Origin of the sequence: Streptomyces sp. NPDC002870, from assembly GCF_042888505.1 — a bacterium.
Classification (GTDB): Bacteria; Actinomycetota; Actinomycetes; order Streptomycetales; family Streptomycetaceae; genus Streptomyces.
Window position 1 is genome coordinate 108,473 of the sequence record NZ_JBIAPW010000019.1, and the last position, 25,900, is coordinate 134,372.

At 69.9% G+C, this 25,900-nt stretch carries 19 protein-coding genes and 1 pseudogene; 6 read left to right on the forward strand and 14 right to left on the reverse strand.

From position 1 onward, the window contains the following. Nucleotides 1-416 precede the first annotated feature (416 nt). The 10 genes from ACFYWY_RS23060 to ACFYWY_RS23105 form a co-directional block, all read right to left on the reverse strand. Nucleotides 417-1,778: a cytochrome P450 gene (locus ACFYWY_RS23060; protein ID WP_389189771.1), complete on the reverse strand. Its 1,362-nt coding sequence runs from the start codon at nucleotides 1,776-1,778 to the stop codon at nucleotides 417-419. A 16-nt stretch (nucleotides 1,779-1,794) separates the two neighbouring features. Beyond that, nucleotides 1,795-2,967: a selina-4(15),7(11)-diene synthase gene (locus tag ACFYWY_RS23065; RefSeq protein WP_389189773.1), complete on the reverse strand. Its 1,173-nt coding sequence runs from the start codon at nucleotides 2,965-2,967 to the stop codon at nucleotides 1,795-1,797. Nucleotides 2,968-3,417: 450 nt separating this feature from the next. Continuing rightward, on the reverse strand, nucleotides 3,418-4,047 hold the full coding sequence (locus tag ACFYWY_RS23070; protein WP_389189775.1) for an ATP/GTP-binding protein: 630 nt from the start codon (nucleotides 4,045-4,047) through the stop codon (nucleotides 3,418-3,420). After that, entirely contained in the window at nucleotides 4,028-4,387 is a 360-nt protein-coding gene (locus tag ACFYWY_RS23075; protein ID WP_389189777.1) for a DUF742 domain-containing protein, read from the reverse strand. Before ACFYWY_RS23075 ends, ACFYWY_RS23070 begins: the two co-directional genes overlap by 20 nt. Then, on the reverse strand, nucleotides 4,384-4,800 hold the full coding sequence (locus ACFYWY_RS23080) for a roadblock/LC7 domain-containing protein (RefSeq protein WP_389189779.1): 417 nt from the start codon (nucleotides 4,798-4,800) through the stop codon (nucleotides 4,384-4,386). Before ACFYWY_RS23080 ends, ACFYWY_RS23075 begins: the two co-directional genes overlap by 4 nt. Next, nucleotides 4,797-6,242, reverse strand: coding sequence for a sensor histidine kinase (locus tag ACFYWY_RS23085; protein ID WP_389189781.1), 1,446 nt, complete (start codon nucleotides 6,240-6,242; stop codon nucleotides 4,797-4,799). Before ACFYWY_RS23085 ends, ACFYWY_RS23080 begins: the two co-directional genes overlap by 4 nt. A 184-nt stretch (nucleotides 6,243-6,426) precedes the next feature. Then, on the reverse strand, nucleotides 6,427-9,012 hold the full coding sequence (pepN, locus tag ACFYWY_RS23090) for an aminopeptidase N (RefSeq protein WP_389189783.1): 2,586 nt from the start codon (nucleotides 9,010-9,012) through the stop codon (nucleotides 6,427-6,429). Nucleotides 9,013-9,178: 166 nt separating this feature from the next. Then, nucleotides 9,179-10,207, reverse strand: a complete 1,029-nt coding sequence (locus ACFYWY_RS23095; RefSeq protein WP_389189785.1) for an aspartate-semialdehyde dehydrogenase — start codon at nucleotides 10,205-10,207, stop codon at nucleotides 9,179-9,181. Nucleotides 10,208-10,398: 191 nt separating this feature from the next. Beyond that, complete coding sequence (locus ACFYWY_RS23100; RefSeq protein WP_389189787.1) at nucleotides 10,399-13,728, reverse strand: S8 family serine peptidase; 3,330 nt, start codon at nucleotides 13,726-13,728, stop codon at nucleotides 10,399-10,401. A gap of 158 nt (nucleotides 13,729-13,886) precedes the next feature. Then, nucleotides 13,887-14,432 carry a CGNR zinc finger domain-containing protein gene (locus tag ACFYWY_RS23105; RefSeq protein ID WP_389189789.1) on the reverse strand — a complete coding sequence of 182 codons (546 nt, stop codon included), beginning with the start codon at nucleotides 14,430-14,432 and terminating at the stop codon, nucleotides 13,887-13,889. 118 nt (nucleotides 14,433-14,550) lie between these two features. Between ACFYWY_RS23105 and ACFYWY_RS23110 the strand changes: the two genes are divergently transcribed. The 4 genes and pseudogenes from ACFYWY_RS23110 (at nucleotide 14,551) to ACFYWY_RS23125 (ending at nucleotide 17,393) form a co-directional block, all read left to right on the forward strand. After that, on the forward strand, nucleotides 14,551-15,006 hold the full coding sequence (locus ACFYWY_RS23110) for a VOC family protein (protein WP_389189791.1): 456 nt from the start codon (nucleotides 14,551-14,553) through the stop codon (nucleotides 15,004-15,006). A gap of 15 nt (nucleotides 15,007-15,021) precedes the next feature. Further along, nucleotides 15,022-15,942, forward strand: coding sequence for a pyridoxamine 5'-phosphate oxidase family protein (locus ACFYWY_RS23115; RefSeq protein ID WP_389189793.1), 921 nt, complete (start codon nucleotides 15,022-15,024; stop codon nucleotides 15,940-15,942). Between the two features lie 21 nt (nucleotides 15,943-15,963). Beyond that, nucleotides 15,964-16,404: pseudogene (locus ACFYWY_RS23120) on the forward strand (NUDIX hydrolase); the annotation flags it as partial. Further along, nucleotides 16,323-17,393: a serine hydrolase domain-containing protein gene (locus ACFYWY_RS23125; protein ID WP_389189795.1), complete on the forward strand. Its 1,071-nt coding sequence runs from the start codon at nucleotides 16,323-16,325 to the stop codon at nucleotides 17,391-17,393. The pseudogene ACFYWY_RS23120 and the gene ACFYWY_RS23125, both read left to right, overlap by 82 nt. A 67-nt stretch (nucleotides 17,394-17,460) precedes the next feature. Here the strand turns inward: ACFYWY_RS23125 and ACFYWY_RS23130 are convergent, their stop codons facing one another. Beyond that, the gene (locus ACFYWY_RS23130; protein WP_389189797.1) at nucleotides 17,461-18,489 is read right to left on the reverse strand and encodes a hypothetical protein; all 1,029 of its coding nucleotides are present in this window, start codon (nucleotides 18,487-18,489) and stop codon (nucleotides 17,461-17,463) included. Nucleotides 18,490-19,091: 602 nt separating this feature from the next. Beyond that, on the reverse strand, nucleotides 19,092-21,674 hold the full coding sequence (gene pepN, locus ACFYWY_RS23135) for an aminopeptidase N (protein ID WP_389189799.1): 2,583 nt from the start codon (nucleotides 21,672-21,674) through the stop codon (nucleotides 19,092-19,094). Between the two features lie 135 nt (nucleotides 21,675-21,809). Here pepN (ACFYWY_RS23135) and ACFYWY_RS23140 point away from each other — a divergent pair, with 135 nt between their 5' ends. Continuing rightward, on the forward strand, nucleotides 21,810-22,454 hold the full coding sequence (locus ACFYWY_RS23140; protein ID WP_389189802.1) for a DsbA family protein: 645 nt from the start codon (nucleotides 21,810-21,812) through the stop codon (nucleotides 22,452-22,454). Nucleotides 22,455-22,576: 122 nt separating this feature from the next. Here the strand turns inward: ACFYWY_RS23140 and ACFYWY_RS23145 are convergent, their stop codons facing one another. Continuing rightward, nucleotides 22,577-23,218 (reverse strand): superoxide dismutase, encoded by a 642-nt coding sequence (locus ACFYWY_RS23145; RefSeq protein ID WP_389189804.1) that lies wholly within the window; start codon nucleotides 23,216-23,218, stop codon nucleotides 22,577-22,579. A gap of 135 nt (nucleotides 23,219-23,353) precedes the next feature. Further along, nucleotides 23,354-24,796, reverse strand: a complete 1,443-nt coding sequence (locus tag ACFYWY_RS23150; protein WP_389189806.1) for an amino acid permease — start codon at nucleotides 24,794-24,796, stop codon at nucleotides 23,354-23,356. A gap of 394 nt (nucleotides 24,797-25,190) precedes the next feature. On the opposite strand from ACFYWY_RS23150, the gene ACFYWY_RS23155 reads away from it, so the two are divergent. Further along, a complete protein-coding gene (locus tag ACFYWY_RS23155; protein WP_389189808.1) occupies nucleotides 25,191-25,775 on the forward strand; it encodes a biotin transporter BioY in 585 nt (194 codons plus the stop codon). The last annotated feature ends 125 nt before the right edge of the window (nucleotides 25,776-25,900 follow it).

Consider the following 25,900-nt stretch of genomic DNA (forward strand, 5'->3'; position numbering starts at 1 on the left):
TGGGGGCTGACACCCCCACACCCCCGTGCGCGCCCGCTTCGCGGCGCGGGTGTGCCAGCCGAGTGGGCGCCGCTGGGCGCCACTTCGGTGCGGCGCGCCCTGCGGCGCGCAGGCTTCGCAGCGCGGTGTCTCTTCGCGTCGCACCAGCGACGTGCGCACCAGCGACGTGCGCACCAGCGACGTGCGCGCCCGCTTCGCGGCGCGGCCGTGGTCTCCCTGGGGGCAGCACTTTTGCGTTGCACCAAGGGATGCGCGCGCCCGCGCCGCGGTGGTCTCCCAGGCGCAGGACCTTCGCGCCGCCGGTGCGTCGACAAGTAGGCCGCGCTGGGCGAGGTTTGGCTCGGATGTGGATCCACGTTCGCGGCTGAACCTCGTGCGCAGTACGTGCGGCTGACGGGCTGACCGCAGACGTCGCGTCACACGGTTCGGGGCTCCGCCGTCATCGGCATGCGGTCCGGGTGCGCCACCGCAGAGGCCACCTCCCGAGGCGTGTGGCCCGGGACCGGCCGCAGCTGCCATCGCGCGAGGATCGTCGCCAGCGCGATCGTCGCCTCCGTCCAGACGAACGCGTCCCCGATGCACTTACGGTTGCCCGCCCCGAACGGGATGTACGCCTGACGCGCGATGTCCGTGCGGCGCTCCGGCAGCCACCGGTCGGGGTCGAAACGGTCGGCCTCGGCGTACAGACTGGGGTCCCGGTGGAGGGCGTACAGACTGAACGCGACCTCGGTGCCCGCCGGGAAGCTGAACCCGCCGAGCTCCACCGGCGCGGTGGCGCGGCGCATCAGCATCGTGACCCCGTGCAGCCGTATCACCTCGTCCAGCACCCGCCGGACCGCTTCGAGGCGGGGCACGTCCTCGATGGCCACCGGCCGGTCGCCGACGACCTCCTCGATCTCGGCGACCAGTTGCTTCTCGACCTCGGGATGGCGGGCCAGTTCGTAGAAGGTCCAGGACAGCGTGGAGGCCGTGGTCTCGGCGCCGGCGAAGAGAATGGTGCTGAGCTCGTCCCTGACTTCCGTGTCGTTCAGCGACTCGCCGGTCTCGTCGTCCTGGGCGGCGAGCAGCACCGACAGCAGGTCGTTCCGGCCGGTCTGCCCGGACCGGCGGGTGGTGGCGACCACCTCGTCGATCACCTTGCGCAGATTCGCCGCCGCGGCGTCGAAGTCACGGTTGGCGCGGATCGGCAGTCTGTCCAGGAACTTGGGGGACGCCGCCCGTATCAGCATGTTCTTCAGCACGACAGGCAGGTTTCTGCGGACGGCCTCCACGGCCGGCAGCCCGATGTCCGTGGAGAACATCGTCGACGCAAGCGTCTCGATGGCGTACTCGGCCATCGCCTGCTCCATCTCTATGTGCTGTCCCGGCGTCCACGAGTCGGCCAGGGCGCGCGCGTTGCCGCTCATGGTCGCGGCGTACACCGAGATGCGCTGCGGGTGGAACATCGGCTGGATCAGTCGGCGGTGCCTGCGGTGCACTTCGCCGTTGGCCGTGGCCAGACCATTGCCCGCGAGCGGCCGCAGCCGGTCGAACAGCCGGCCCTTCTCGAAGCTGCGCGCCTGCTTGACGGTCACCTCATGGATCAGCTCGGCGGAGGTGACGACGTACATGGGCATCGTTCCGAGGTCGACCCGGACCAGATCGCCGCTGTCCCGCAGCGACTTGAGAAAGCCGAGCGGGTCGCGCCACAGCTTCAGGGCATGCCCGAGAAGCGGTACTGCTCCGGGCGCGCGGGGGACCGACTGTAAATCGGCGGCACCTGTCGCTGACGCTGACACCGAAGAATTCATTTCTCTAGGCCGCGGTCTCTTGTATCGGCCGGTGCGGTGCGCGTGTGGCGGTCTCGTCGACCACGAGGTCGGGCACATGGCCGGGCAGATGGCCGGCCACGAGGTCGACCACGAGGTCCGGCGCATGGTCAGGCACCAGGTCCCACCACCAGGAGACGGCCGGGATGTCCAGCGGCTCGCGGCTGTCGTCGGTGGGCGTATCGCGGAACACCGAGGGGACGCCCGCCGGATCGTCCGGCGTGGTGTACCGCACGGAGCTGATGCCCCAGTCCTGGGCGCCGCGTATGAAGCAGGCAAGGCTGTGCAGATACCGCCGCAGCTGCGGGCTGGCCTCCGGCTGCAGATGCGCGCTCAGGCGCATGAAGAGAGTCATCACCCGGTCCCGCTGGGAGATCGCCGTGTCCAGCGCCTCTGCGGGGGTGAGCCCGTGCTCCTGCTCCAGCACCCGCAGGGCGTTGAGGTAGTAGCCCGACCCGCTGCGTTCCTTGTGGTACGAGAAGATGTCGTTGTCCCACGTGATGATGAAGGACGCCATCTCGGCCGCGGCGCGCACGGTGGTGTGGTCCCGCTCGTGCGGCTGGAGCTCGTAGCCGTGTCCCATCTCCAGCAGTGGCAGTACTACGGACGTCGCGCCGTCGTAGAGACGCATCAGGGTGTAGTCGTTCAGGTCGGGCACGGTGTCCGCCGTGCGATGGGCCGCCTCCCACACCACGGAGAAGAAGTACTCCCGCAGCGCGTCCACCCAGCGGGCCGTCTGCCCCGCCGTGCCGTGGCGGCTGACCCGGACACGCAGGTCCCGCAGCCCCGCGGCCAGCGGGTCGTCGAGCAGCATGGGGACTTCCGGGTTCTGGGCGACCCGCAGCAGACGATGGAGCAGGCCGGCCAAGTCGCCCGGCCGGCGGCCGAGTTCCCCCTCTTCGCAGTGTCCGTCGTCCACGCCGAACAGCCACAGGACGAAGTCCGCGAGGAGAGAGACGACCTCCTCGCTCCCTTCCGGCAGTATCCGGGCGGAGAACGTGCCGATGTCCTGCATCACGAGTCTGCCGCGCAATTCGTCGGACCCGATGCGAAACGTTTCGGCCCAGGCAGCGGTCTGCACGTCTATGTCCGCATGGCGCGGATGGATCGCCGGCGGAATGGGAGAGAAGATCGGTGGAACTATCAGCTCGGGCCCCACTGCGGCCTCCCTCTCGGTGGGGGCGCGACGCGAACTCTGCTTTCACAGACGTCACTTGCGCCTCATAGTGATCAACTATGGCGCATAGTATTCACTCCGAGCGGCTGATCCAATAGGACAATCCCTAAGTAACCCGGCATCGCGGCACTGTTCATCTCCGCGGCCGGGACAAGCCGCCGCCACCAGGGCGCACGGGCCGGACGCCACGGCGAAGCCGCGGGACGGATGCCGCCGGCCATAACCGGAACCGGGTCCGGCAGCGGCGCGGGCGTCGTCGAGGCGCACCCGGGCGTCGTCGAGGCGCACCCGGGCGTCGTCAACGCGCACCCGGGCATCGTCCACGCGCAGTCAACGCGCACCCGGGCATCCTCAACGCGCAGTCGAAGCGCAATTGACGGGCAGTCGACGGGCGTCTCTACGCCACTCGGCCCTCGCCGGCCCCGGGCGTGATCACGACGCCTCCTGCGTCGTGGCAAGTCTCTGCAGATAGCGCATCAGCGTCATCAGTACGTCCCGGCTGGACGCACGCTGCCGGGCGTCGCACATCACGATCGGCACAGCCTCGGGCAGGTCAAGGGCGGCCCGCAGCTCATCCACCGGATGGCCGGGCGCGTCCGGGAAGGAGTTCACGGCCACCACGAACGGCACCCCGCGCTCCTCAAGACGCCCGATGACGTCGAAGCTGACCTCGAGGCGGCGAGTGTCGACCAGCACCACCGCACCCAGCGCGCCCTCGAACAGACCGCGCCACAGGAACCAGAAGCGCTCCTGCCCGGGCGTGCCGAACAGATAGAGCACCAGCTCTTCGTTGATGCTGATGCGGCCGAAGTCCATCGCGACCGTCGTGGACGTCTTGCCGCCGATGCCCGCCGTGTCGTCGACGCCGACCCCGGCCTGGGTCATCGTCTCCTCGGTGGTCAGCGGCCGGATCTCGCTGACCGAGCCGACCAGGGTCGTCTTGCCGACCCCGAAGCCGCCCACGATGACCACCTTGACTGCGGCGGTGGCGGTCGCCGGCAGCGCATCCTCGCTCCGCGGCCCGGCGGTTCGCGCCGGCTGCTCAGAGCCTTTGAAGTCCATCGATCACTGCCTCAATCAAAGCGCGGTCGGGAAGTCGGGCGGGTGGGACGGGCGCGCGGGCGACGACCCGGTTCTCGGCGAGCAGATCGCCGAGCAGGACGGTGACGACGCTGAACGGGAGACCGGTGTACGCGGAGACCTCGGCGACGGACAGCGGCGCTTCGCAGAGCTGGATGATCGCCGCGTGTTCGGGCTGCATTCCGGGCTTCGGCCCGGACCTGGCCACGATCAGGGTGACCAGGTCCAGCGTGGTGGGGACGGAGGAGCCGCTGCGGCCGCCCGTGATGACGTAGAGCCGCTCGGGACTGTCCTCCCAGTCCCCGCCGCCCGCATCGCTCACCTCGGCTGTCCATCCTGACGCGGCGGGGTGCTGAGGTGCTCACCGATCCGCAGAACGAGATCCCGCATCCGCTGGCCCATCAGTCCGGCGTCGACACCCTCGTCGGCGAGCACCGCGAGGAAGGCCCCGGAGCCCGCCGCCATCAGATAGAAGAAACCGCCGTCCATCTCGATCACGACCAGCCGCATCCGGCCGTCGCTGTGCGGGAGTTCGGAGGCGACCGCGCCGGCCAGGGACTGCAGCCCGGCACAGGCGGCCGCCAGCCGGTCGGCGGTGTCGGTGTCGGTTCCGTACTGGGCCATGCGCAGACCGTCGGCGGAGAGCACGACCACATTCCTGGTCTGCGGCACGCCCTCCGCGAGGTCCTTGAGCATCCAGTCCATGTTGGTCTGGTTGGACTGCTGCTGAGTCATGGCTGGTTGTTCCCTCTGTTCGTCTCGGGGGTCTCGCCGGTCACGCCGCCCTGGAAGGCGGCCAGCCAGATGCCGGGCTGCACCGCGGGTGGGGAATCCCGCCCGGACTCCGGATCCGGCGCGGCGGCCTCGGCGAGTGCGGCCGGTGCCGCGACGGGCGTCTTGCGACGCCGCTGCGGCAGACCGTTCAAGGTCCGCTCGGCCACGACAGGGAGCTCGTCGTCCGCCGTCATGGGGCCGGTGGCCGGCCTGGACGGCTGCTCGGCGGGGGCCTGGGGCAGGGTCGGGCGGGGACCGGAGGAGGCGCCGATGCCGTGGGCGAGACCGGTCGCCGAGGCAGCCGTGGTGATCAGCGACTGTGGGACGACCAGGACGGCGCGCACACCGCCGTACGCGGAGGAGCGCAGCGAGACCTGGAAGCCGTACGCCTGCGACAGCCGGCCGACCACGGCGAGGCCGAGGCGCGGCGTCTCGCCGAGGTCGTTGACATCGATGCCCTGCTGGGCCTGGCGGAGCATGCGTTCGGCCCGCTTGCGGGCCTCCTCGCTCATGCTGACGCCGCCGTCCTCGATCTCGATGGCGATGCCCGACTGCACGTCGACGGCGGTCAGATGGACCTTGGTCTGCGGCGGCGAGTAGCGGGTGGCGTTGTCGAGCAGCTCGGCGAGGGCGTGGATCAGCGGCTCGACGGCGGTGCCGAAGACGGCGACCTCGGTGACCGAGTGCAGCTCCACCCGCTGGTAGTCGATGATCCGCGACATGGCGCCGCGCATCACGCTGTAGAGCGGTACGGCCTTGCTCCACTGGCGGCCGGGCCGCGCACCGCCGAGCACGGCGATCGAGTCGGCGAGTCGGCCGATGAGGGCGGTGCCGTGGTCGATCCGGAGCAGATCGCCGAAGACGTCCGGGGACCGGCCGTGCCGGTCCTCCATCTCCCGTAGCTCCTGCGCCTGTTGGTGGACGATGGCCTGAACCCGTCGGGCGATGTTCACGAAGGCGCGCTGTGCGGATTCGCGCAGGTCCTCCTCGGCGACGACGGCGTGGACCACCGAGCGCAGGACCGCCTCGTGCTCGGCCGGGGCGTCGAGCGAGCCGAGTACGTCCTCCGGGAACTCGCCCTTGCGCAGCCGCTCCACCGCCTGCGGCAGCAGTTCGTCGGCGAGGTATCTGGACTCGGCCTGCTGCCGCGCCACCGCCGCGTCCCGCTCCGCGAGTCTGCCCCGCAGTTCCTGGACCAGCCTGCCCCGACGCCCTGCCTCGGCGCAGGCGATCGCCACCATGACGACCGCCACGGCACCGATCCAGAGCACAGGGGTGCGGGCCGACTCGGAGACCAGTGCGGCAGCCGCCGCAGTGGCCGCGGCGGTTACGGCGACGGGCAGCAGCCACACGGAGGAGGCCGCAGGCCGCGGACTTCCGGTCGACGTTTCCTGTCGAACCATCAGCACCCTCAAACCATCGAACGAGAAGATCACATGACGACGGTCGGGAGCATATCCGGCTCGGGCGAACGGGCTTGACGGCGGGTCATCAAAATTGGCGCGTTGTTTTCGCCCCTGAACGCCCCTGAACGGGCGAGGGCGCCCCGGGCCGGCCATGGCCCGGGGCGCCCTCGCGTGTGTCCGGTCACCCAGCCGCCGCGTCCGCCGCCTGCGCCTTCAGCGCACGCTCGACGCCCGACCGGGACTCCGAGACCAGCCGCCGCAGCGCCGCGTTCGGCTCGGCCGATGCCAGCCACGCGTCCGTCGCGTCCAGCGTGGCCTGCGAGACCTGGAGCGAGGGGTAGAGCCCGACCGCGATCTGCTGTGCGATCTCATGGCTGCGGGACTCCCACACATCCTTGACCGCCGCGAAGAACTTGTCGGTGTACGGGGCGAGCAGCTCGCGCTGGTCGGTCTGGACGAAGCCCGCGATGACCGCGTCCTGCATGGCGTTCGGCAGCTTGTCGGACTCCACGACCGACGCCCAGGCCTCCGCCTTCGCCTCCGCCGTCGGCCGCGCCGCGCGCGCGGTCGCCGCGTGGCGCTCGCCCGCCGCCGTCTTGTCCCGCTCGTACTCCGCCGCGATCTCGTCCTCGTCGAGCTGGCCGATCGCCGCAAGGCGCTCCACGAACGTCCACCGCAGCTCGGTGTCGACGGCCAGACCCTCGATCGACTCCGTGCCGTCGAGCAGCGCCTGCAGCAGGTCCAGCTGCTGCGGCGTCCGCGCGGTCGCGGCGAACGCCCGTGCCCACGCGAGCTGGTGGTCGCCGGCCGGCTCTGCCGCGCGCAGATGCGCCAGCGTCGCGTCCGTCCACTGCGTCAGCCCCGTCTCGCGCCACTGCGGCGCCGCGTACAGGTCGATCGCCAGCTTCACCTGGCGGTGCAGCGACTGCACGACGCCGATGTCCGACTCCTTGCCGATGCCGGAGAGGACCAGGGACAGATAGTCCCGCGTCGCCAGCTCTCCGTCGCGGGTCATGTCCCAGGCGGCGGACCAGCACAGGGCCCGCGGCAGCGACTCGGTGAAGTCGCCGAGGTGCTCGGTGACGACCCGCAGCGACTCCTCGTCGAGGCGGACCTTCGCGTACGACAGGTCGTCGTCGTTGAGCAGGATCACCGCGGGACGGCGGGTGTTCTGCGGGAACGGCACATCGGTGTGCTCGCCGTCCACGTCCAGCTCGATCCGGCTCGTGCGGACCAGCTTGCCGTTCTCGTCGAGGTCGTAGCAGCCGATCGCGATCCGGTGCGGACGCAGGGTCGGCTCTCCCTTGGCGCCGGCGGGCAGGGCGGGGGCCTCCTGGCGTACGGAGAAGGAGGTGACGTGCCCGTCTTCGGAGACCTCGATCTCCGGGCGCAGGATGTTGATGCCGGCCGTCTCCAGCCATGCCTTCGACCAGGTCTTCAGATCACGGCCGGAGGTCTCCTCCAGCGCGCCCAGCAGATCGGACAGCCGGGTGTTGCCGAAGGCGTGCGCCTTGAAGTACGCCTGCACACCGCGGAAGAACTCGTCCTGCCCGACATACGCGACGAGCTGCTTCAGCACCGACGCGCCCTTGGCGTAGGTGATGCCGTCGAAGTTGACCAGGACGTCGTCCAGGTCACGGATGTCGGCCATGATCGGGTGGGTGGACGGCAGCTGGTCCTGCCGGTAGGCCCACGTCTTCATCTGGTTCGCGAAAGTGGTCCAGGAGTGCGGCCACTTCGAGCCCGGGGCGTAGGCCTGGCAGGCGATGGAGGTGTACGTGGCGAACGACTCGTTCAGCCACAGGTCGTTCCACCACTCCATGGTGACCAGGTCGCCGAACCACATGTGCGCAAGCTCGTGCAGGATCGTCTCGGCGCGCGTCTCGTACGCCGCGTCCGTCACCTTCGAGCGGAAGACGTACTGGTCGCGGATGGTCACCGCGCCCGCGTTCTCCATCGCGCCCGCGTTGAACTCCGGCACGAAGAGCTGGTCGTACTTGGCGAAGGGATAGTCGTAGTCGAACTTCTCCTGGAACCACTCGAAGCCCTGCCGGGTGACCTCGAAGATCGCGTCCGAGTCCAGGAACTCGGCGAGCGAGGGCCGGCAGTAGACGCCGAGCGGGACGCTCTGCCCGTCCTTCTCGTACGAGCTGTGCACGCTGTGGTACGGACCGACGATCAGCGCGGTGATGTACGTGGAGATCCGCGGCGTCGGCTCGAAGCGCCAGACGTTGTCCTCGGGCTCGGCCCCCTCCGAATGTTGCAGTGCGGAGTTCGAGACGACCGTCCAGCCCTCGGGGGCCTTCACGGTGAACTGGAAGGTCGCCTTCAGGTCCGGCTGCTCGAAGGAGGCGAAGACGCGGCGCGCGTCCGGCACCTCGAACTGCGTGTAGAGATAGGCCTGCTGGTCCACCGGGTCGACGAAGCGGTGCAGACCCTCACCGGTGTTGGTGTACGAGCAGTCCGCGACGACCTTCAGCTCGTTCTGGCCCGCGTGCAGATGCGGCAGCGCGATACGCGCGTCCCTGAAGACGGCGGCGACGTCCAGTGCCTTGCCGTTCAGCACGACTTGGTGCACGGCCGGGGCGACCAGGTCGATGAAGCTCTCCGCGCCGTCCTCGGCGGAGTCGAAGCGCACGGTGGTCACGGACCGGTAGGTCCCGCCCTCTTGCGCCCCGCTCAGGTCGAGGTCGATCTCGTACGAGTCGACAGTCAGCAGGCTCGCCCGCTGCTGCGCCTCTTCGCGGGTCAGATTCGTGCCAGGCACGCTGTCATCTCCTCGGTTCGTGACGTTTGCGGCCATCCTTCCACGGGGCGCGGGTCCGCCGCCTGCCCTATTTGCCTGCCCTGACCGAGGGGCGGGAGCAGCACGAGGGCGGGGCGCCCCAGGGGTGCCCCGCCCTCGCCCGTGCCCGCGGGTGTCAGCCCTCGTGTCAGCCCTTGAGTTCCTCGGCGACGAGCTCCGCGATCTGCACGGCGTTCAGTGCCGCGCCCTTGCGGAGGTTGTCGTTGGACAGGAAGAACGCGAGGCCGTTCTCGACGGTCTCGTCCACGCGGATACGGCCGACGTACGAGGCGTCCTTGCCGGCCGCCTGCAGCGGAGTCGGGATCTCGGAGAGCTCGACGCCCGGGGCGTCCTTCAGCAGCTCATAGGCGCGCTCGACGCTGACGGGGCGCTCGAAGCGGGCGTTGACCTGCAGCGAGTGGCCGGAGAAGACCGGAACGCGGACACAGGTGCCGGAGACCTTGAGCTCCGGGATCTCCAGGATCTTGCGGGACTCGTTGCGGAGCTTCTGCTCCTCGTCGGTCTCGAAGGAGCCGTCGTCCACGAGGTTGCCCGCCAGCGGCACGACGTTGAAGGCGATGGGGCGCTTGTAGACGCCGGGCTCGGGGAACTCGACGGCCTCGCCGTCGTGCGCCAGCTCGCTCGCGCGGCCGGCGACCTCCTTGATCTGCCCGTCCAGCTCTGCGACACCGGCCACCCCCGAACCGGAGACGGCCTGGTAGGTGGTCGCGACCAGCGCGGTCAGACCGGCCTCGGCGTGCAGCGGCTTGAGAACCGGCATCGCGGCCATGGTGGTGCAGTTCGGGTTGGCGATGATGCCCTTGGGGCGGTCCTTGATCGCGTGCGGGTTGACCTCGGAGACGACCAGCGGCACCTCGGGGTCGCGGCGCCAGGCCGAGGAGTTGTCGATCACGACGGCGCCCTGCGCGGCGACCTTCTCGGCGAGCGCCTTGGAGGTCGCGCCACCGGCCGAGAAGATCACGATGTCCAGGCCGGTGTAGTCGGCGGTGGTGGCGTCCTCGACGGTGATCTCCTGGCCGTCCCAGTGCAGGGTGGAGCCCGCGGACCGGACCGAGGCGAACAGTCGCAGCTCGTCGACCGGGAACTTCCGCTCGGTGAGGATCTTGCGCATGACTCCGCCGACCTGACCGGTGGCTCCGACGATTCCGACCCTCACGGACGACTCCTTCGTACTGATTCGTACTGATCTGCTGACCTGGATGCTGTTCCATCATGCGTATGTCCCCGGCCGACTTGTCCAATCCATTGTCCGATGGCCGGGACGTGTGACGCATGACATGCCGGCGGGGCGGGTGCTCCGAAGAGCGCCCGCCCCGCCGTCGTACAGACCGATTCGCTACGGGAGTGCTACGGCGTGACCTTCTCGATCACTACGCTGCCGGCGCCCGCGACCGTGCCGCGACCGTTGAGCAGCTGCACCTCGCCGAAGAACTGCCGTCCCTCCGGAGCCGCGCCGCCCACCAGAACCTCGGCGCTGACCTGCGCCGACGCCCCGTTGGCGAGCTTCACCGGCTGCGTCGAGTCGACCTTGACCGAGCCGAGCGAAGCCGCGAAGAACACATCGCGGTAGTTGTACTCGGTGGTCCCGGCCGGGACGGAGTAGCCGTCGATCACGATGGTGTACGTGCCCGCGGCCGGCTTGAGCAGGCTGACGGCCTCCTCCGAGTCGCCGTCCGCCGCCTGGCCCACCCGGACACCGTCTCGAAGGACCGTGAGGTCCAGGTCCGCACCGTTGTCGGAGACACCGCCGATGGCGACGTCGAGACGCTCGACGCCCTCGCCGATGGTCACCGTGGTCTCCTGCGACTCACCGTCCTTGATCGACGGGCGGGTGACCTTCGCCGAGCCCAGCGAACCGCCGGCGAGCTTGCCGTCGATCGCGGCGAAGCCGTTGGTGACCTTCCACTCGACGGGGGCCGGCGTGCCGACCTTCGCCTCGGGGAGCGTCTTGACGGCCGGGTCGAAGGTGGCGCCCAGCAGGGTGACGTCCAGCTGGTACGGGTTCTCGAGCAGCGGAGACGTACGCCGCGACTCGACCTCGATCTCCCAGACGCCCGGGGTCGGTTCGGCGTACGAGCGCAGATCCGGGCGGCAGGTGTTCGCCGGGTTGTTGTAGTTCGGGTAGCAGAAGATCGTCGAGCTGTCGTCGACCGGGACGCCGTACGGGTGGATGCCGATGAACCGCGTCTGGCTGTCCTTGCCGAGCCCGCCGAGCGCGACCTCGAGGTTCTTCGCGCCCTCCGGCACGGTGACGAAGTACGACTTGTGGCTGTTGCGGTCCACGGAGCCGGACGCCGAGAAGCTGTACGAGGGCTTCGCCAGCTCCTTGGAGACGACCACGGTGGCGAGGATCTGCTTGTCCACGCCCTCGGTGCGCTCGTCGTCCGCTTCCAGGATCGCGCTGTGGACACCGGCAGAGCCGGGCTTGGCGTCGACCTTGACGGTGACCGGCTTGTTCAGCGGCAGCGTGACCGCGCCGGAACCGGGCAGATCGAAGGTGCCGTCGTTGTACTTCCAGTCCAGCTCGTGCCGTACGGGGCGGTCCGGCCCCGTCGTCCGCGTGATGACGACGTCGTACGACTTCTTCTGGCCGGCCTTCAGACCGCCCTCGCGGTCGTAGAGGCCGGTGCCGAAGCCCGGGGTCTTCAGCGCGAAGTCGATCGCGGTGTCGACCGGTGCCTTGACGCTGTACTCGTGGGCGGTCGCGCCGTCCTCGATGGCGTCCCAGGCGTCCACCACGTTGATCAGGCCGGAGCCCTGCTCATGTGCCTGCACTCCGGCGATACGGTGCGCGGTGCTGGTCAGCGCCGTGCGCAGCTTCGCCGGCGTCAGCTCGATGTTCCGCTGCTTGGCGGCCGACAGGAGCAGCGCGCTCGCGCCCGCGGCCTGCGGCGAGGACATCGAGGTGCCCTGCAGCATGGAGTAGCCGGCCGGGAGCTGGTAGCCCGCCTCGGCGACCGGGCCGCCGGGGGCCCAGGTCTGGGTGGTGTTGATCGACGCGCCGGGCGCGGTGATGGTCGGCGTGAAGCCGCCGTCCTCGCGCGGTCCTCGGGAGGAGAACGGCAGCAGGTTGTACTTCTTCCTCACCTCGGAGCCGTAGTTGGCGGCCCAGGTCTCCTTGGAGATGCCGGCGCCGACCGAGATGACCTTGTCGGCGACGGCCGGGTCACCGAGGGTGTTGGTGCCGGGGCCCTCGTTGCCGGCCGAGATGACCAGCTGGACGCCGTAGGTGTCGATGAGCCGGGTGTAGAGCTCGGCGCGGGCGTTGTTGCCGTCGTTCAGCGGGGGCAGACCGCCGATGGACATGTTGACGATGTCCACGCCGCGGTTGATGACCAGGTCGGCCATGCCCTCGGTGAGCGCGATGTTGGTGCAGCCGCCGCTCCAGGTGCAGGCGCGCGAGGAGACCAGCTTGGCGCCGGGCGCCGCGCCGTTCATCCTGCCGCCGAAGAGGCTGTTGGCCGCGGTGATACCGGCGACGTGCGTGCCGTGCGAACCCTCGATGACGCCGATGTTGACGTAGTCGGCCTTGGCGCCGGCCGCGTTGTAGACGACGTCCTTGCGGACCTCGATGACGAACGGGATGCGCTCCACGACCTCGGTGGCCGGGTTGTCGGTGCCGAAGTAGCCGATCTGGAAGCCGTTCTTGTACGGCTTCATCACGGTGTCGTCGGAGAAGTCCGCGTCGTTGTCGAGGTCGACGCGGGCGGTCCTGGTGCCCGCGTCGTACAGCACGCCCCAGACGTCGGTGGTGTCGCCGTCCCGGTTGAGGTCACCGGCCATGTCGCCGCCCTTGGTGGCGGCCTCGGCGAAGAGGTTGAACTTGTACGCGCCCGCCGGAGCGGAGTACGTACGGCCGTTGACGGCGAACGTCGGGCCGCTGACATCGAGCGACATCCGGCGCCAGGTGCCGTCGCCGTCCGCCACCGGGTCGGTCGCGGTGACCCAGTCGACGATCTTGCGCTCGCCGGTGGTGGTCTTCTGCAGCGCCGGGTGGCCGACGTCGACGCCCGAGTCGAGGATGCCGATGGTCACACCGCGGCCGTCGGCCTTGGGGTGCTCCTTGACGAAGTCCACCGCGCCGGTCTCGAAGGACGGGTTGTACGGGTTCTTCGCCGGGGTGTTCTTCCCGGGCGCCGGGTACTTCGCGGCCTGGGCGCCGGCCGTGCCCGCGCCCTTGGCGGTGTCGCCCGCCGGGGTGGGGTCGTCCAGCTTGATCTCGTGCTTGAGATCGATGCCGTGGACGCTGGAGAGCTTGGCGGCCGCCTTGAGCGCGGCCTCCGCCCGGCCGGTGGGGAGGGTGGCCCGCACATAGCCGAGCTGGTCGTACGTCTTGCCGACCACGGCGCCCTCGACGGCGTCGAGCTGGCCCGCGACCTGCTCGGTCGCACCGGGGGCGGTGGCGACCATGACGGTGACGGTCTTCTCGCCCTTTGCCTCGGCCTCGGCAAGCAGTTCGGCGTCGGCCGAACCGAGCTTGTCGGACGAGGACTTGGCGGCCTTGACGCCGGCGGTCGTGCCGGGGTCGTCGGCGGGCGCGTCGGAGAAGGCCGGTACGGCGCCTGCGGCGATCAGCGCGGCCACCATCGATGCGGCGGCCGCGACGCGGGCCACGCGTCTGTGACCTGGTACGGAGCGCCCGGATATGGGGCTCTGGGATTCGGGGGTCATCAGCATCCCTGTTTGGTGAAAGAGAGGGTCCGGAATTCGGTGCCGGATGACCGCTCAGCCTTTCGTAAGTGACAGGGGTTTGTGGAGAGTTGCCGAAGGCGGGATGTGGTCATGGCGGACATCCGCCATCGCGGGCGATGTGCCACGAGGAGTAGAGGGGCTGTTCAGGCTTCGCGGCTGCGGGCGTAATGCCGGGACGCCTTCGCGCGGTTGCCGCACAGTGCCATGGAGCACCAGCGCCGGGTGCCGTTCCGCGAGGTGTCGAAGAAGTGCAGGACGCACGCCTCGTGCGCGCAGCCGCGGATGCGGTCGGGCGCGGTGCGCAGCAGATCGAGATGGCCGCGAGCGGCGATCCAGCCCGGGCCCCAGGCCGGGTCCGCGAACTCCGCCTGCTCGCCGGGGCCCTCGGCGGTGAGAGTGGCGCGGATGCGCCCATGGCCGAGCACGTCGTCGACGCGGGCGGCCGCGGTGGCGTCGCCGGGGCTGTCGACGAGTGCGGCGAGCGCCTCGCGGGCGGTCAGTGTCCGTTCCAGGGTGGCCGCGTCGGCGGTGAACCGGTCGGCGAGGCCGTTGGCCGCCAGCCAGATGCGCAGCCCGTCGACGCCGGTCAGCAGGTCCTGGCGTACGCCGTCCCGCATCCAGCGGGTGTTGAGCAGGTCGAGGGAGACCGGCTCGCCGGTGAGCGGCCGCGGGTCGGACATGGCGGGCATCCCTGGGCTCCTCTCGTAGCTAACCCCTCAAGGTTACGTGACCGGTTGCACGCTTTGATTCTAACCTCTAAGCTCAAATTGAGTGGTTAGCTCATACCGACCTTCCGAGAGGTGTGCCATGACGGCGACCAGCCCTCTGCGTACCGGCCATATCGGCCTCAACGTCACCGACCTCGACCGGTCACTCCCCTTCTATGGAGACGTCCTCGGCTTCGACGTCCTCGGTCAGGGCAAGGAGGACGGCCGCCGCTTCGCCTTCCTCGGCCGGGACGGGCAGCTCGTCCTCACGCTCTGGCAGCAGGCGGACGGGGCGTATGCCCCTGCCCTCGCCGGGCTGCACCACCTCGCCTTCGAGACCGAATCCATCGAGCAGGTCCGCGCCGCCGAGACGCGTCTGAAGGCCCGCGGCGTCGACTTCGCCTACGAGGGCGTGGTCGCCCACGGCGAAGGCGCGGCCTCCGGCGGGATCTTCTTCCACGACCCGGACGGCACCCGGCTGGAGATCTACGCCCCCTCCGGCGCCGAGGGCGCTCCCGTGCCGACCGCCACCGCCCCCACCTGCGGCTTCTTCTGAAAGAGCTGATCTTCTGTGGACCCGGACCTGGACCTGACGCAGGACCCGGAGCCGTACCACCGCGGCTCGATCGCCGTGCAGAGCCGCGTCGGCGTACGCGACCAGGCCGCGCACGTCGGCCGCTCCATCGGCCAGGGCATCAAGCCGGTCGCCGCCGCCTTCCTCGGGCTCCAGCCCATGCTGGTGCTCGGCGCGGCGGACGCGGCGGGCCGGACATGGGCCTCGCTGCTCACCGGCGCACCCGGTTTCGTCCGGGCCACGAGGGCGCACTCCGTCTCGGTCGCCGGCGGCGTGCACCGGGGCGATCCGCTCGCCGGCGCCCTCGCTGCGGGGCCGCTGCCCGTCGGCACGATCGCACTCGACCCGCGCACCCGCCGCCGGATGCGGATGGGCGGCACGGTCCGCCCGTCCGCCCGCGGGCTGGCGATCGAGACCGAGCGGGTCTTCGCGAACTGCCCGAAGTATCTGCAGAAGCGGGAGCTGTACGCACCCGATGGGGGAGGGGAGCGGACCGGTGCCGTGCGGCGCGGCGTGCGGCTCACCCCCGACCAGGAGGAGTTCGTCCGCGCCGCCGACACCTTCTTCATCGCCACCGGCACGCCGGAGGGGGTCGACGCCAGCCATCGCGGCGGCAACCCCGGCTTCGTACAGGTCACTTCGCCCACCACGCTCAGCTGGCAGGACTATCCGGGCAACGCGATGTTCCTGACGCTGGGCAACCTCGAGACCGACCCGCGCGCCGGACTGCTCTTCCTCGACTGGAGCAGCGGCACCACGCTCCAGCTCACCGGCACCGCGCGCACCGACTACTCCGACAGCGGCCGTATCCTCCGGTTCACCGTCGAGCAGCTCGTCGAGACAGCGGCGGCCAGCCCGCTGCGCTGGTCCGCGCCCGAGTATTCGCCCGCCAATCCGCCCCTGGAACAGGGAGTTTGAACGTACGTCTACCCTCACCGCATGAACAAGCAGTTGCGTAACGGGGAGTTGAGGGTCGCGGCCTACGCCGTATGCGTACGGGAGGAAGAGATCCTGCTCGCCCGCTGGGTGGCACGCGACGGCGCCAAGAAGTGGACGCTGCCGGGCGGCGGAATGGACCACGGGGAGGACCCTCTCGACACGGTTGTCCGCGAGGTCGAGGAAGAGACCGGCTATAGAGCCGAGATGACCGCGCTGCTCGGCCTGGACTCCATCCGCCGCCGGTATCCGCGCAAACTCGGTGCGTTCGCCGACTTCCAGGGGCTGCGCATCGTGTACGAGGGCCGGGTCACCGGGGGCGAGCTGCGCAATGAGACGGACGGGTCCACGGACCTGGCCGCGTGGCACCCGCTGGCCGCGGTGAGGGGCCTGGAGCGGGTCGAACTCGTCGACATCGGGCTGGAGTTGTGGCGCTCCAGGCCCCCGGTGTGGCCCAGGCGCGCGACCGCGACGGCACCTGGAACGGCACCGCCGGCGTCGCGAACCTGCGGACCGGGCGCGAGCGCCTGCCGCAGGACCGCTACCGCGTCGGATCCATCACCAAGACCTTCGTCGCCACCGTCGTGCTCCAGCTGGAGGCCGAAGGCAGACTGAGCCTGGACGACACCGTGGACCGCTGGCTCCCCGGCGTGGTGCGCGGCCACGGCCACGACGGACGCCGGATCACCCTGAGGCAACTCCTCAACCACACCAGCGGGATCTACAACTACACCGACGACCAGGGCTTCGTGGACAAGGTCTTCGGCGACGGCTTCTTCGAGCACCGTTACGACACCTGGCGCCCGCGGCAGCTCGTGGGGATCGCGACGGAGCACGAACCCTACTTCGCGCCCGGCGCGGGCTGGCATTACTCCAACACCAATTACATCCTCGCCGGGATGGTCGTCGAGAAGGTGACGGGACGTTCGTACGCATCGGAGATCGGGCGCCGGATCCTGCGCCCGCTCTCTCTCCGCGCCACCTCCGTGCCCGGGACCGACGCCCGGATGCCGCGTCCCAGCGGCCGGGCCTACTCGAAACTGTCCGAGGACCCCAAGGCGAAGATCCACGATGTGACCGAGCTGAACCCGTCGGGCGCCTGGTCGGCCGGCGAGATGATCTCCGACTCCGCCGATCTGCAACGCTTCTACCGGGCGCTGCTGAAGGGGGAGTTGCTGCCGCGGAAGCAACTGCGGGAGATGACCAGCACCGTCCCGGTGGACCCGAAGGAGCCGGACGTCCGGTACGGCCTCGGCCTGATGCAGCTCAAGACGAGCTGCGGGAAGGACGTCTGGGGCCACGGGGGCGGGATTCACGGTTCCTCGTCCGAGGCGCTCACCACGCGGGACGCGAGCCACTCGCTCGCGCTCAACTTCAACGGCGACTGGTCGGGGGACAGCTGGGCGGTCGTGGAGGCGGAGTTCTGCGGCTGAGGCGGCTGAGGCGGCTGACGCGCCTGACGCGCCTGACGCGCCTGACGCGCCTGACGCGGCTGACCGCTCAGCGTGGGAGCACCATCACATAGGCGGCGGGATCGCGGTCCGGCGCCGCCATCAGGGCGGTGCGGACCACGGTCGCCTGCTGCTCCGGCGACTCCCGCAGCCGCTTCGGCATGATGTGTACGACGGTGATGCCGAGCCGCTCCAGCTGCTCGCGCTTGCGGGCGTACTCCGACCACAGGGCGTCGTCGTTGCGCGGCGCGCGGGTGTCCAGCTCGACCGCGACGGCCTGCTCGGGCCAGTAGGCGTCGACGCCGCCGAGGTGCGGGCCGCCGGGGAGGCGCAGGTCGACGTTCCACAAGGGGACGGGGAGCCCGTGCGTACGCACCAGGTCGTAGAGCCGCTGCTCGGCGATGGCCCGCGCCTCGGCGAGCAGCGAGTCGACGGCGTTCACGACGTGAGGGCGGGACAACAGCCGCGCGCGGCTCAACTCCTTGAGCACGGCGGCGGCTTCGCAGTGCCCGCCGCTGACCGCCTCGGTGAGCAGCCGGCGTACGGCACTGGCGTCGGCGAGCTGCGCGACGGCGTCCGCGATGGCGCGGGGCACGGGCGCGACGGGCACGCCGGTGATCTCTTCCGGTCTCGGCAGCGTGTGCGTCCGCACGAGCCGGGCGCACCCGGTCGACCGCAGCCGCCTGGTGCGCGGCACGAGGACGTCGATCTGATCGAGGGAGAGGAGCGGCGGGGCGGAGGCGAACTGGTGCAGGGCGAGGGCGGCGAGTCCGGTCACCATGGTTTCGCCGTAGGGGGGCGCGGCGGGCGGTGCCTGGGGCTCGCCCTGGGCGGGAAGGACCGGCCGCCCCGCGTAGAGGAGGGCGCCGTGCAGCCGCTCCTCGCTGGTGGGCGGCCCGGGGTGCAGGAGGAACACACCGGGCAGCAGCGACTGCCAGGGTCCGCCGGGCAGGCACTGCGAGGCGATTCGGGCGGGGGAGATCCCGTGCGCACGCAGCTGGGCTCCGGACATTACGCGGCGCTGCACCTCGGAGAGGTGGCTGAGGGGGAGGGGGGAGAGCGGGGTGTTGTGGTTCATGCGACGGGGATGCCCGCGGGGGGTCGGGTGGCTAACCGCTGTTACAAGCCCGTCGACAATTCGGGACAAGCTCGCCCTAAAGTACGGGCGTTCGAGTGCCGATCAGCCGCACCGACGAGCGGGGGTGCGGGGGGTGCTTTTCCCCACCCCGCCCTTTCCCGTAACCGGGCTCCGCCCCGGACCGCGCGCCTCAAACGCCGACGGGCTGACATTCGGGGCTCCGCCCCGGACCGCGCGCCTCAATCGCCGGCGGGGCTGACTTTCGGGGCTCCGCCGCGGACCCGCGCCTCAATCGCCGGCGGGGCTGACTTTCGGGGCTCCGCTCCGGACCCGCGCCTCAAAGGCCGGCGGGGCTGACTTTCGGGGCTCCGCCCCGGACCCCGCGCCTCAATCGCCGGCGAGGCTGGAAAATCAAGCCCGCTGGGGGTCCCCCGGACGAAGTCTGGGGGAGATTGAGGACACGGCCGAAGGCCGTACTGGGGGTCCCCCACGCCTGCATGGCGTAGGGGGATGCGGGGTGGGGGCCGCGCATGCGCACCTTGCCGCGCAGCCGGGGGCAGCGCCCCCAAAAGCACCCCCGCCGCACCCGGCCCGGGCGCTGCCTACGCGCCCGCACCCCCATCGCACGCCTGTGCCCGCAGGGCCCGTGCCAGGTCGTCCCTCGCCTCCAGTACCAGCCTCCGCAGCGCCGGCGGCGCGTCCGCGTGGGACGCCAGCCACTCGTCCGTCGCTGCCAGCGTCGACTCGTCGTCCTGGAGGCCCGGGAACAGGCCCTTCACCACGTCCATGGCGATCTGGATCGACCGCTCCGCCCACACCCGCTCGATCGCGTCGAAGTATTTCGACACGTACGGCGCGAGCAGCTCCCGCTGCCCTGCCTGCACAAGGCCCGAAATCGTCGCATCCACCAGCGCGTTGGACAGCGAGTCCGACTCGACGACCTGCGCCCACGCCTGGGCCTTCACCGCTGCCGACGGCCGCGCCGCCAGGCAGCGGACCTGGTGGCGCTTGCCCGACGCCGTGTCGTCGCGGGCCAGTTCCGCCTCGATGACCGCCTCGTCCGCCACCCCGTGCGCGGCCAGCGGCAGCAGGAACGCCCAGCGCAGCTCCTGGTCCACCTCGAGCCCGTCGATCTTCGCCGTTCCGTCCGACAGCCCCTGCAGCAGCTGCAGATCAGCCGCCGACGTCGCCGTAGCCGCAAAGAACCGCACCCACGTCAGCTGGTGCTGGCTCCCCGGCTCGGCCAGCCGCAGCTCACGCAGCGCGCCCTCCGCCAGCAGCCGACCGCCCTGTTCGCGCCACGCGGGCGCGGCGTAGTGCTCCTGCGCGGAACGCGCCCAGGCGTGCAGCATCTGCAGCACCCCGATGTCCGACTCGCGCCCCGCGAACCGCAGCACCAGGTCGATGAAGTCCCGCGCCGGCATCAGCGCGTCACGCGTCAGACTCCACAGCGCCGACCAGCACAGCGCCCGCGCCAGTGGGTCCGTGATGTCGCCCAGATGCGCCCGCAGCGTCGCCAGCGAGCCCTCGTCGAAGCGGATCTTGCAGTACGTCAGATCCTCGTCGTTGACGAGGATCAGCTCAGGCTTCTCAGCCCCGGTCAGCCCCTCCACGACCGTCCGCGGCCCGGCGACGTCCACCTCGGCCCGCGCGTACCGCACCAGATCCGTGCCCTGACGCCGGTACAGGCCCACCGCCACCCGGTGCGGCCGCAGCTCCGGATGAGAGGCCGCCGCCTCCTGGACGACCGCGAGCTCCGTGATCCGGTCACCCGCGTCATAAGTGACCACCGGCGTCAGGGAGTTGACCCCGGCCGTCTGCAGCCAGGAGTGCGACCACGCCGCCATGTCCCGCCCGGACGTCTCCTCCAGCACTGCCAGCAGGTCGCCAAGACGCGTGTTCCCGTACGCATGGCGCTTGAAGTAGCGCCGCGCGCCTTCCAGGAACGCGTCCTGCCCGACGTACGCCACGAGCTGCTTCAGCACGCTCGCGCCCTTCGCGTACGTGATCCCGTCGAAGTTGAGCTTCGCTGCCTCCAGGTCACGGATGTCGGCCGTGATCGGATGGGTCGAAGGCAGCTGGTCCGCGCGGTACGCCCACGACTTGCGGTTGTTGGCGAAGGTGATCCAGCCGTTGGTGAACCGCGTCGCCCCCACCATCGAGAACGAGCCCATGAAGTCGGCGAAGGACTCCTTCAGCCACAGGTCGTCCCACCACACCATGGTGACCAGATCGCCGAACCACATGTGCGCCATCTCGTGCAGGATGACGTTCGCCCGGCGCTCGTACGACGCCTGCGTCACCTTCCCCCGGAAGATGAACTCCTCGCGGAAGGTCACACACCCCGGGTTCTCCATAGCGCCGATGTTGTACTCGGGCACGAACGCCTGGTCGTACTTCCCGAACGGGTACGGGTAGTCGAAGTGGTCGTGGAAGAAGTCCAGCCCCTGCTTCGTCACCAGGAAGATGTCGTCCGCGTCGAAATGCCTGGCGAGCCCCTTGCGGCAGATCGCCCCCAGCGGGATCTTCAGCGTCGATTGGTCATCGAACGTCCGTGTGTAGACATCGGTCTCGTAGTGGTACGGACCGGCCACGACCGCCGTGATGTACGTGGAGACCGGCTTCGTCTCCGCGAACCGCCACACCCCGTCCTCGGCCGGCGCGCCCTCGCCGTTGCTCCAGACACTCCAGCCCTCGGGCGCGGTCACCTCGAAGCGGAACGGCGCCTTGAGATCTGGCTGTTCAAAATTGACGAAGACCCGGCGCGCGTCGGCCGGCTCGTACTGTGTGTAGAGGTAGACCTCGCCGTCCTCCGGATCGACGAAGCGGTGCAGCCCCTCACCCGTACGGCTGTACGCGCACTGTGCGTCGACGACCAGCACGTTCTCCGCGGCCAGCCCGGCCAGGGCGATCCGCGAGCCGTCGAAGACGGCGGCCGGGTCCAGCGTCTCGCCGTTCAGCGTCACGGCCGTCACCGCCGGCGCCAGCAGATCCGCGAAGGTCGCGGTGCCCGGCTCCGCGCAGCGGAAGCGAATCGTCGTCACCGAACGGAAGGTGCGCGGCCCGGCGTCCTCTGGGGCCTCCCCGACCGCGGAACGCAGATCGAGGGCCACCTCGTACCCGTCGACGGATACCAGCTCGGCCCGCCGTCGGGCCTCGTCGCGGGACAGATTCTCACCGGGCACGGGCACTCCTTTGTGTCTCGTTCGAACAGGACCGATCCTGCCATGTGCACCTGGCACCGGGTATCCGGGAATCGTCGGGTGGCTCGTTGGTGTTGCCTGTTCGAGGCACACGCGACGTTCCCCACGAGGAGTGACATGTCCGAGAACGGCAAGTCCGTCAAGACCCCGGTCGACTTCTGGTTCGACCCCCTGTGCCCGTGGGCCTGGATGACGTCCCGGTGGATGCTCGAGGTGGAGAAGGTCCGCGACGTCGAGGTCCGCTGGCATGTGATGAGCCTCGCCGTGCTGAACGAACCCAAGCTTGACGAGGTCCCGGAGGAGTACCGCGAGGGCTTGAAGCAGGCGTGGGGCCCGGTCCGGGTCGTGATCGCCGCGCAGCAGAAGCACGGGGACGAGGTCCTCGGCGATCTCTACACCGCGCTCGGCACCCGCTTCCACAACCGCGGGGAGGGCGCGACCCGCGAGGCGATCGCGGCGGCGCTGGAGGAGGCCGGCCTGCCGGCCGAGCTGATCGAGTACGCCGACTCCGACGTGTACGACACGGAGCTGCGCGCCTCCCACAAGGAGGGCATCGACAAGGTCGGCCAGGACGTCGGAACCCCGGTCATCGCGGTACCGGGCCCGGACGGGCAGCAGGTCGCGTTCTTCGGCCCGGTGGTCACACCGGCCCCGAAGGGCGAGGAGGCGGCGAAGCTCTGGGACGGCACGCTGATGGTCGCCTCCGTCCCCGGCTTCTACGAGATCAAGCGCACCCGCACACAGGGCCCGGTCTTCGACTGACCGGCCTTTGGCCACTGCTGATGGAAGGACCCCCGCGAGTCACGTCCTCGCGGGGGTCCTTCGTTACTCCGCCCGCACGTGAAGGTTGAGAAGACGATCACGAGCAGGACGCTCACCGGGTGCTACGGAACGAGCAGAAGGCTGTTCGCGCGCAGCTTCGCGGACGCGTGACGCCTCGCCACGTCCTGCCAGTCGACGACCTTCCACATCGCCTCGATGAAGTCCACCTTCTGGTTCTTGTACTGCAGATAGAAGGCGTGCTCCCAGGCGTCGAAGACCAGGATCGGGACCGAGCCCTGCCCGACGTTGCCCTGGTGGTCGTAGATCTGCTCGACGATCAGACGGCCGCTGACCGGCTCGTAGGCGAGAACGCCCCAGCCCGAGCCCTGAGTGGTCGCGGAGGCCTTCGTCAGCTGCGACTTGAACTTGGCGAAGGAGCCGAAGGACTCGGCGATCGCGTCCGCGAGCTCGCCGACGCCGTCCTTCGCCAGCGGCTCGCCGCCGCCGTCGCCCGTCATGTTGTGCCAGTAGATCGAGTGCAGGATGTGGCCGGAAAGGTGGAACGCGAGGTTCTTCTCCAGGCCGTTGATCGCACCCCACGCCTCCTTGTCACGCGCTTCCTCGAGCTGCTCGAGGGTGTCGTTGGCGCCCTTGACGTAGGCGGCGTGGTGCTTGTCGTGGTGGAGCTCGATGATCTGCGGGTTGATGACCGGTTCGAGCGCCGCGTAGTCATAGGGAAGTTCTGGAAGCGTGTAGGTGGCCATGTCTGTCCGGTCCCTCCGGCTGCTTATTGCACATCTTATGCAAGTGCACATTAGCAGCAGGAGGGGCGGGTCATGATCAGGCAACCCCCGGACCGTGACGGCCCGGGGGTCCGATGTGCTGGCGGACGGTGCCGGTTACCTCTTGCCGACCTCGGCGTCGACGGCCTCGGGCTCCGCCTCCGCGTCCCCCTTCGCCGCCACAACGACCTGGCGGATGTACCCCACGACGGCCAACGCCAGCACCAGCCCACCCGTGTAGAACAGCTGCGTACGCGTATCCGCTTCCCGCGCCATCAGCACGAACACCGCCGCCATGCCCGCCAGCGCGACCCACGTCAGCGCCGGGTACAGCCACATCTTCACGACCAGCTTCTCCGGCGCCTCGCGCTCCAGCTTGCGGCGGAGCACCAGTTGGGAGACGGCGATGAAGATCCAGACGACCAGGATCACCGCGCCGATCATGTTGAGCAGCCACATGAAGACGTCGTTGGGCCGCCAGTAGCTGAGCAGCACGCAGGCGAAGCCGAAGACCGAGGACACCAGCACGGCGATGCGCGGGACACCGCCGAAGACCTTGCCCAGCGCCTTCGGGCCCTGGCCGCGGGCGACCAGCGAGCAGGCCATGCGGGAGGCGCCGTAGACGTTGGCGTTCATCGCCGAGAGCAGGGCGACCAGCACGACCACGTTCATGATCTGGCCGGCGGCCGGGATCCCCAGGTGGTCGAGGGTCGCGACGTACGGGCCCTTCTCGACGACCTTCGGGTCGCCCCATGGCACGAGGGTCACGATGACCGCCATCGAGCCGATGTAGAAGAGCGCGATACGCCACATCGCCGTACGCACGGCCGTGGCGACACCCTGGACCGGGTGCTCGGACTCGGCCGCCGCGATGGTGACCGTCTCCAGGCCGCCGTACGCGAAGACGGAGGCGAGCAGGCCGACGACGAGGCCCTCGGAGCCGTTGGGCATGAAGCCGCCGTCGCCCGTGAGGTTGGCGGTGCCGGGGGCGTCGGTGCCCGGCAGGATGCCGAGGATCGCCAGTACGCCGATGCCCAGGAAGAGGGCGATCGCGCCGACCTTGAGGGCGGCGAACCAGAACTCGAACTCGCCGAAGTTCTTCACAGCCGCCAGGTTGGTGCCGCAGAACACCAGCATGAACAGAGCGACCCACGCCCACTCCGGAGTGCCGGGCAGCCAGCCCGTCATGATCTTGGCCGCGCCGATGCCTTCGAGACCGACGGCCACACAGAGCAGGAACCAGAATGCCCAGCCCGCGGTGAAGCCGGCCCAGGGGCCGATCGCCCGCTCGGCGTGCACGGAGAAGGACCCGGATGCCGGGTTGGCCGCCGACATCTCGCCGAGCATGCGCATCACGAGCATCACGAGCAGGCCCGAGATCGCATAGGCGATGACGATCGAGGGTCCGGCAGCGGCGATGCCCGCGCCGGATCCGACGAAGAGTCCGGCGCCGATGACGCCACCGAGAGCGATCATCGAAAGATGGCGTTGCTTGAGTCCGTGCGAGAGCGGCCCGTCGACCGGCTGGTCGACGGGCGCGGGCGCGGAAGTCCGAGACATGGGGGTGCCCTGTTCAGTAGCTGAGAAGGGGAGTGGAGGTAAGTCTGGGCACGCGCCCGCATGCAGGGATCGGATGTCCGCTATACGGGCACGAAGCTCACACAAGGTGAACACTCACGCACGTCCCGACCGTGCCTCTCCCACCTGGATGGTTTGGTGGGACCCCACAGTCTCCCCAACTTCGGCCCCGCTGCGCAAAACGGGCCGACTAGGCTCCGACCTCAGTGACGAGCGTCACGCCAACTCGTGCACGGCGGGCCGCCTTTGTGCGATCCCCACCAAGCGGCAGAGGCGGGCTTTGTCGCCGACAGACGGTGATCGAGCGATTCCCGGTGGGCTAGCGTCGGCCTGTCCTTACCTGTCCTTACTCGTCCTCACCTTTCGCGGAGTCCCGATGAGCACTGCTTCCGTCACCTCACGCCCGGGAGCGGTCCTCGCCGACCTGCTGCCTGCCTCTCGTACGAAGGACATCGCGCTCGTCGTCGGCGGCGCCGCCCTCACCGGCATAGCGGCCCAGATCGCCGTCCCGGTCCCCGGCTCCCCGGTCCCCGTCTCCGGCCAGACCTTCGCGGCACTCCTCGTCGGCACCGCGCTCGGCGCCCGCCGCGGCTTCCTCTCCCTCGCGCTCTACGCGGTCGTCGGGATGGCGGGCATGCCCTGGTTCGCCCAGGGCGCATCGGGTTATGCGATGCCGTCCTTCGGCTACATCCTCGGGATGGTGCTCGCCGCCACGGCCGTCGGCGCCCTCGCGCGCCGCGGCGCCGACCGCTCCGTGCTGCGCACGGCCGGCGTGATGGCGGCCGGCTCCGTGATCATCTACGCGGTCGGTGTCCCCTACCTTGCCCTGGCCACCGGCATGACGCTGTCGCAGGCCGTCGCCGCCGGCCTGACGCCCTTTCTGATCGGTGACGCGCTGAAGGCGGCGCTGGCGATGGGCGCGCTGCCCACGGCGTGGAAGCTCGTCGGCCGCCGGGGCTGAAGCTCCCGCACAGCATGAAAGAGGCTCTCCGTTCGCGCCCTGTCGGCGTTCACGGAGAGCCTCTTTCAATCACCTGTTTCCAGCACCTGACGTCCAGCACCTGACATTCAGCAGGTGCCGTTGAG

Bases quoted from the DNA above. Each gene is read 5' to 3' on its own strand.
- ACFYWY_RS23155 (WP_389189808.1), top strand. From the start codon at position 25,191: ATGAGCACTGCTTCCGTCACCTCACGCCCGGGAGCGGTCCTCGCCGAC.
- ACFYWY_RS23080 (WP_389189779.1), bottom strand. From the start codon at position 4,800: ATGACTCAGCAGCAGTCCAACCAGACCAACATGGACTGGATGCTCAAG.
- ACFYWY_RS23110 (WP_389189791.1), top strand. From the start codon at position 14,551: ATGACGGCGACCAGCCCTCTGCGTACCGGCCATATCGGCCTCAACGTC.
- ACFYWY_RS23105 (WP_389189789.1), bottom strand. From the start codon at position 14,432: ATGCCCGCCATGTCCGACCCGCGGCCGCTCACCGGCGAGCCGGTCTCC.
- ACFYWY_RS23150 (WP_389189806.1), bottom strand. From the start codon at position 24,796: ATGTCTCGGACTTCCGCGCCCGCGCCCGTCGACCAGCCGGTCGACGGG.
- ACFYWY_RS23145 (WP_389189804.1), bottom strand. From the start codon at position 23,218: ATGGCCACCTACACGCTTCCAGAACTTCCCTATGACTACGCGGCGCTC.
- ACFYWY_RS23130 (WP_389189797.1), bottom strand. From the start codon at position 18,489: ATGAACCACAACACCCCGCTCTCCCCCCTCCCCCTCAGCCACCTCTCC.
- ACFYWY_RS23100 (WP_389189787.1), bottom strand. From the start codon at position 13,728: ATGCTGATGACCCCCGAATCCCAGAGCCCCATATCCGGGCGCTCCGTA.
- ACFYWY_RS23070 (WP_389189775.1), bottom strand. From the start codon at position 4,047: ATGGACTTCAAAGGCTCTGAGCAGCCGGCGCGAACCGCCGGGCCGCGG.
- ACFYWY_RS23140 (WP_389189802.1), top strand. From the start codon at position 21,810: ATGTCCGAGAACGGCAAGTCCGTCAAGACCCCGGTCGACTTCTGGTTC.
- ACFYWY_RS23085 (WP_389189781.1), bottom strand. From the start codon at position 6,242: ATGGTTCGACAGGAAACGTCGACCGGAAGTCCGCGGCCTGCGGCCTCC.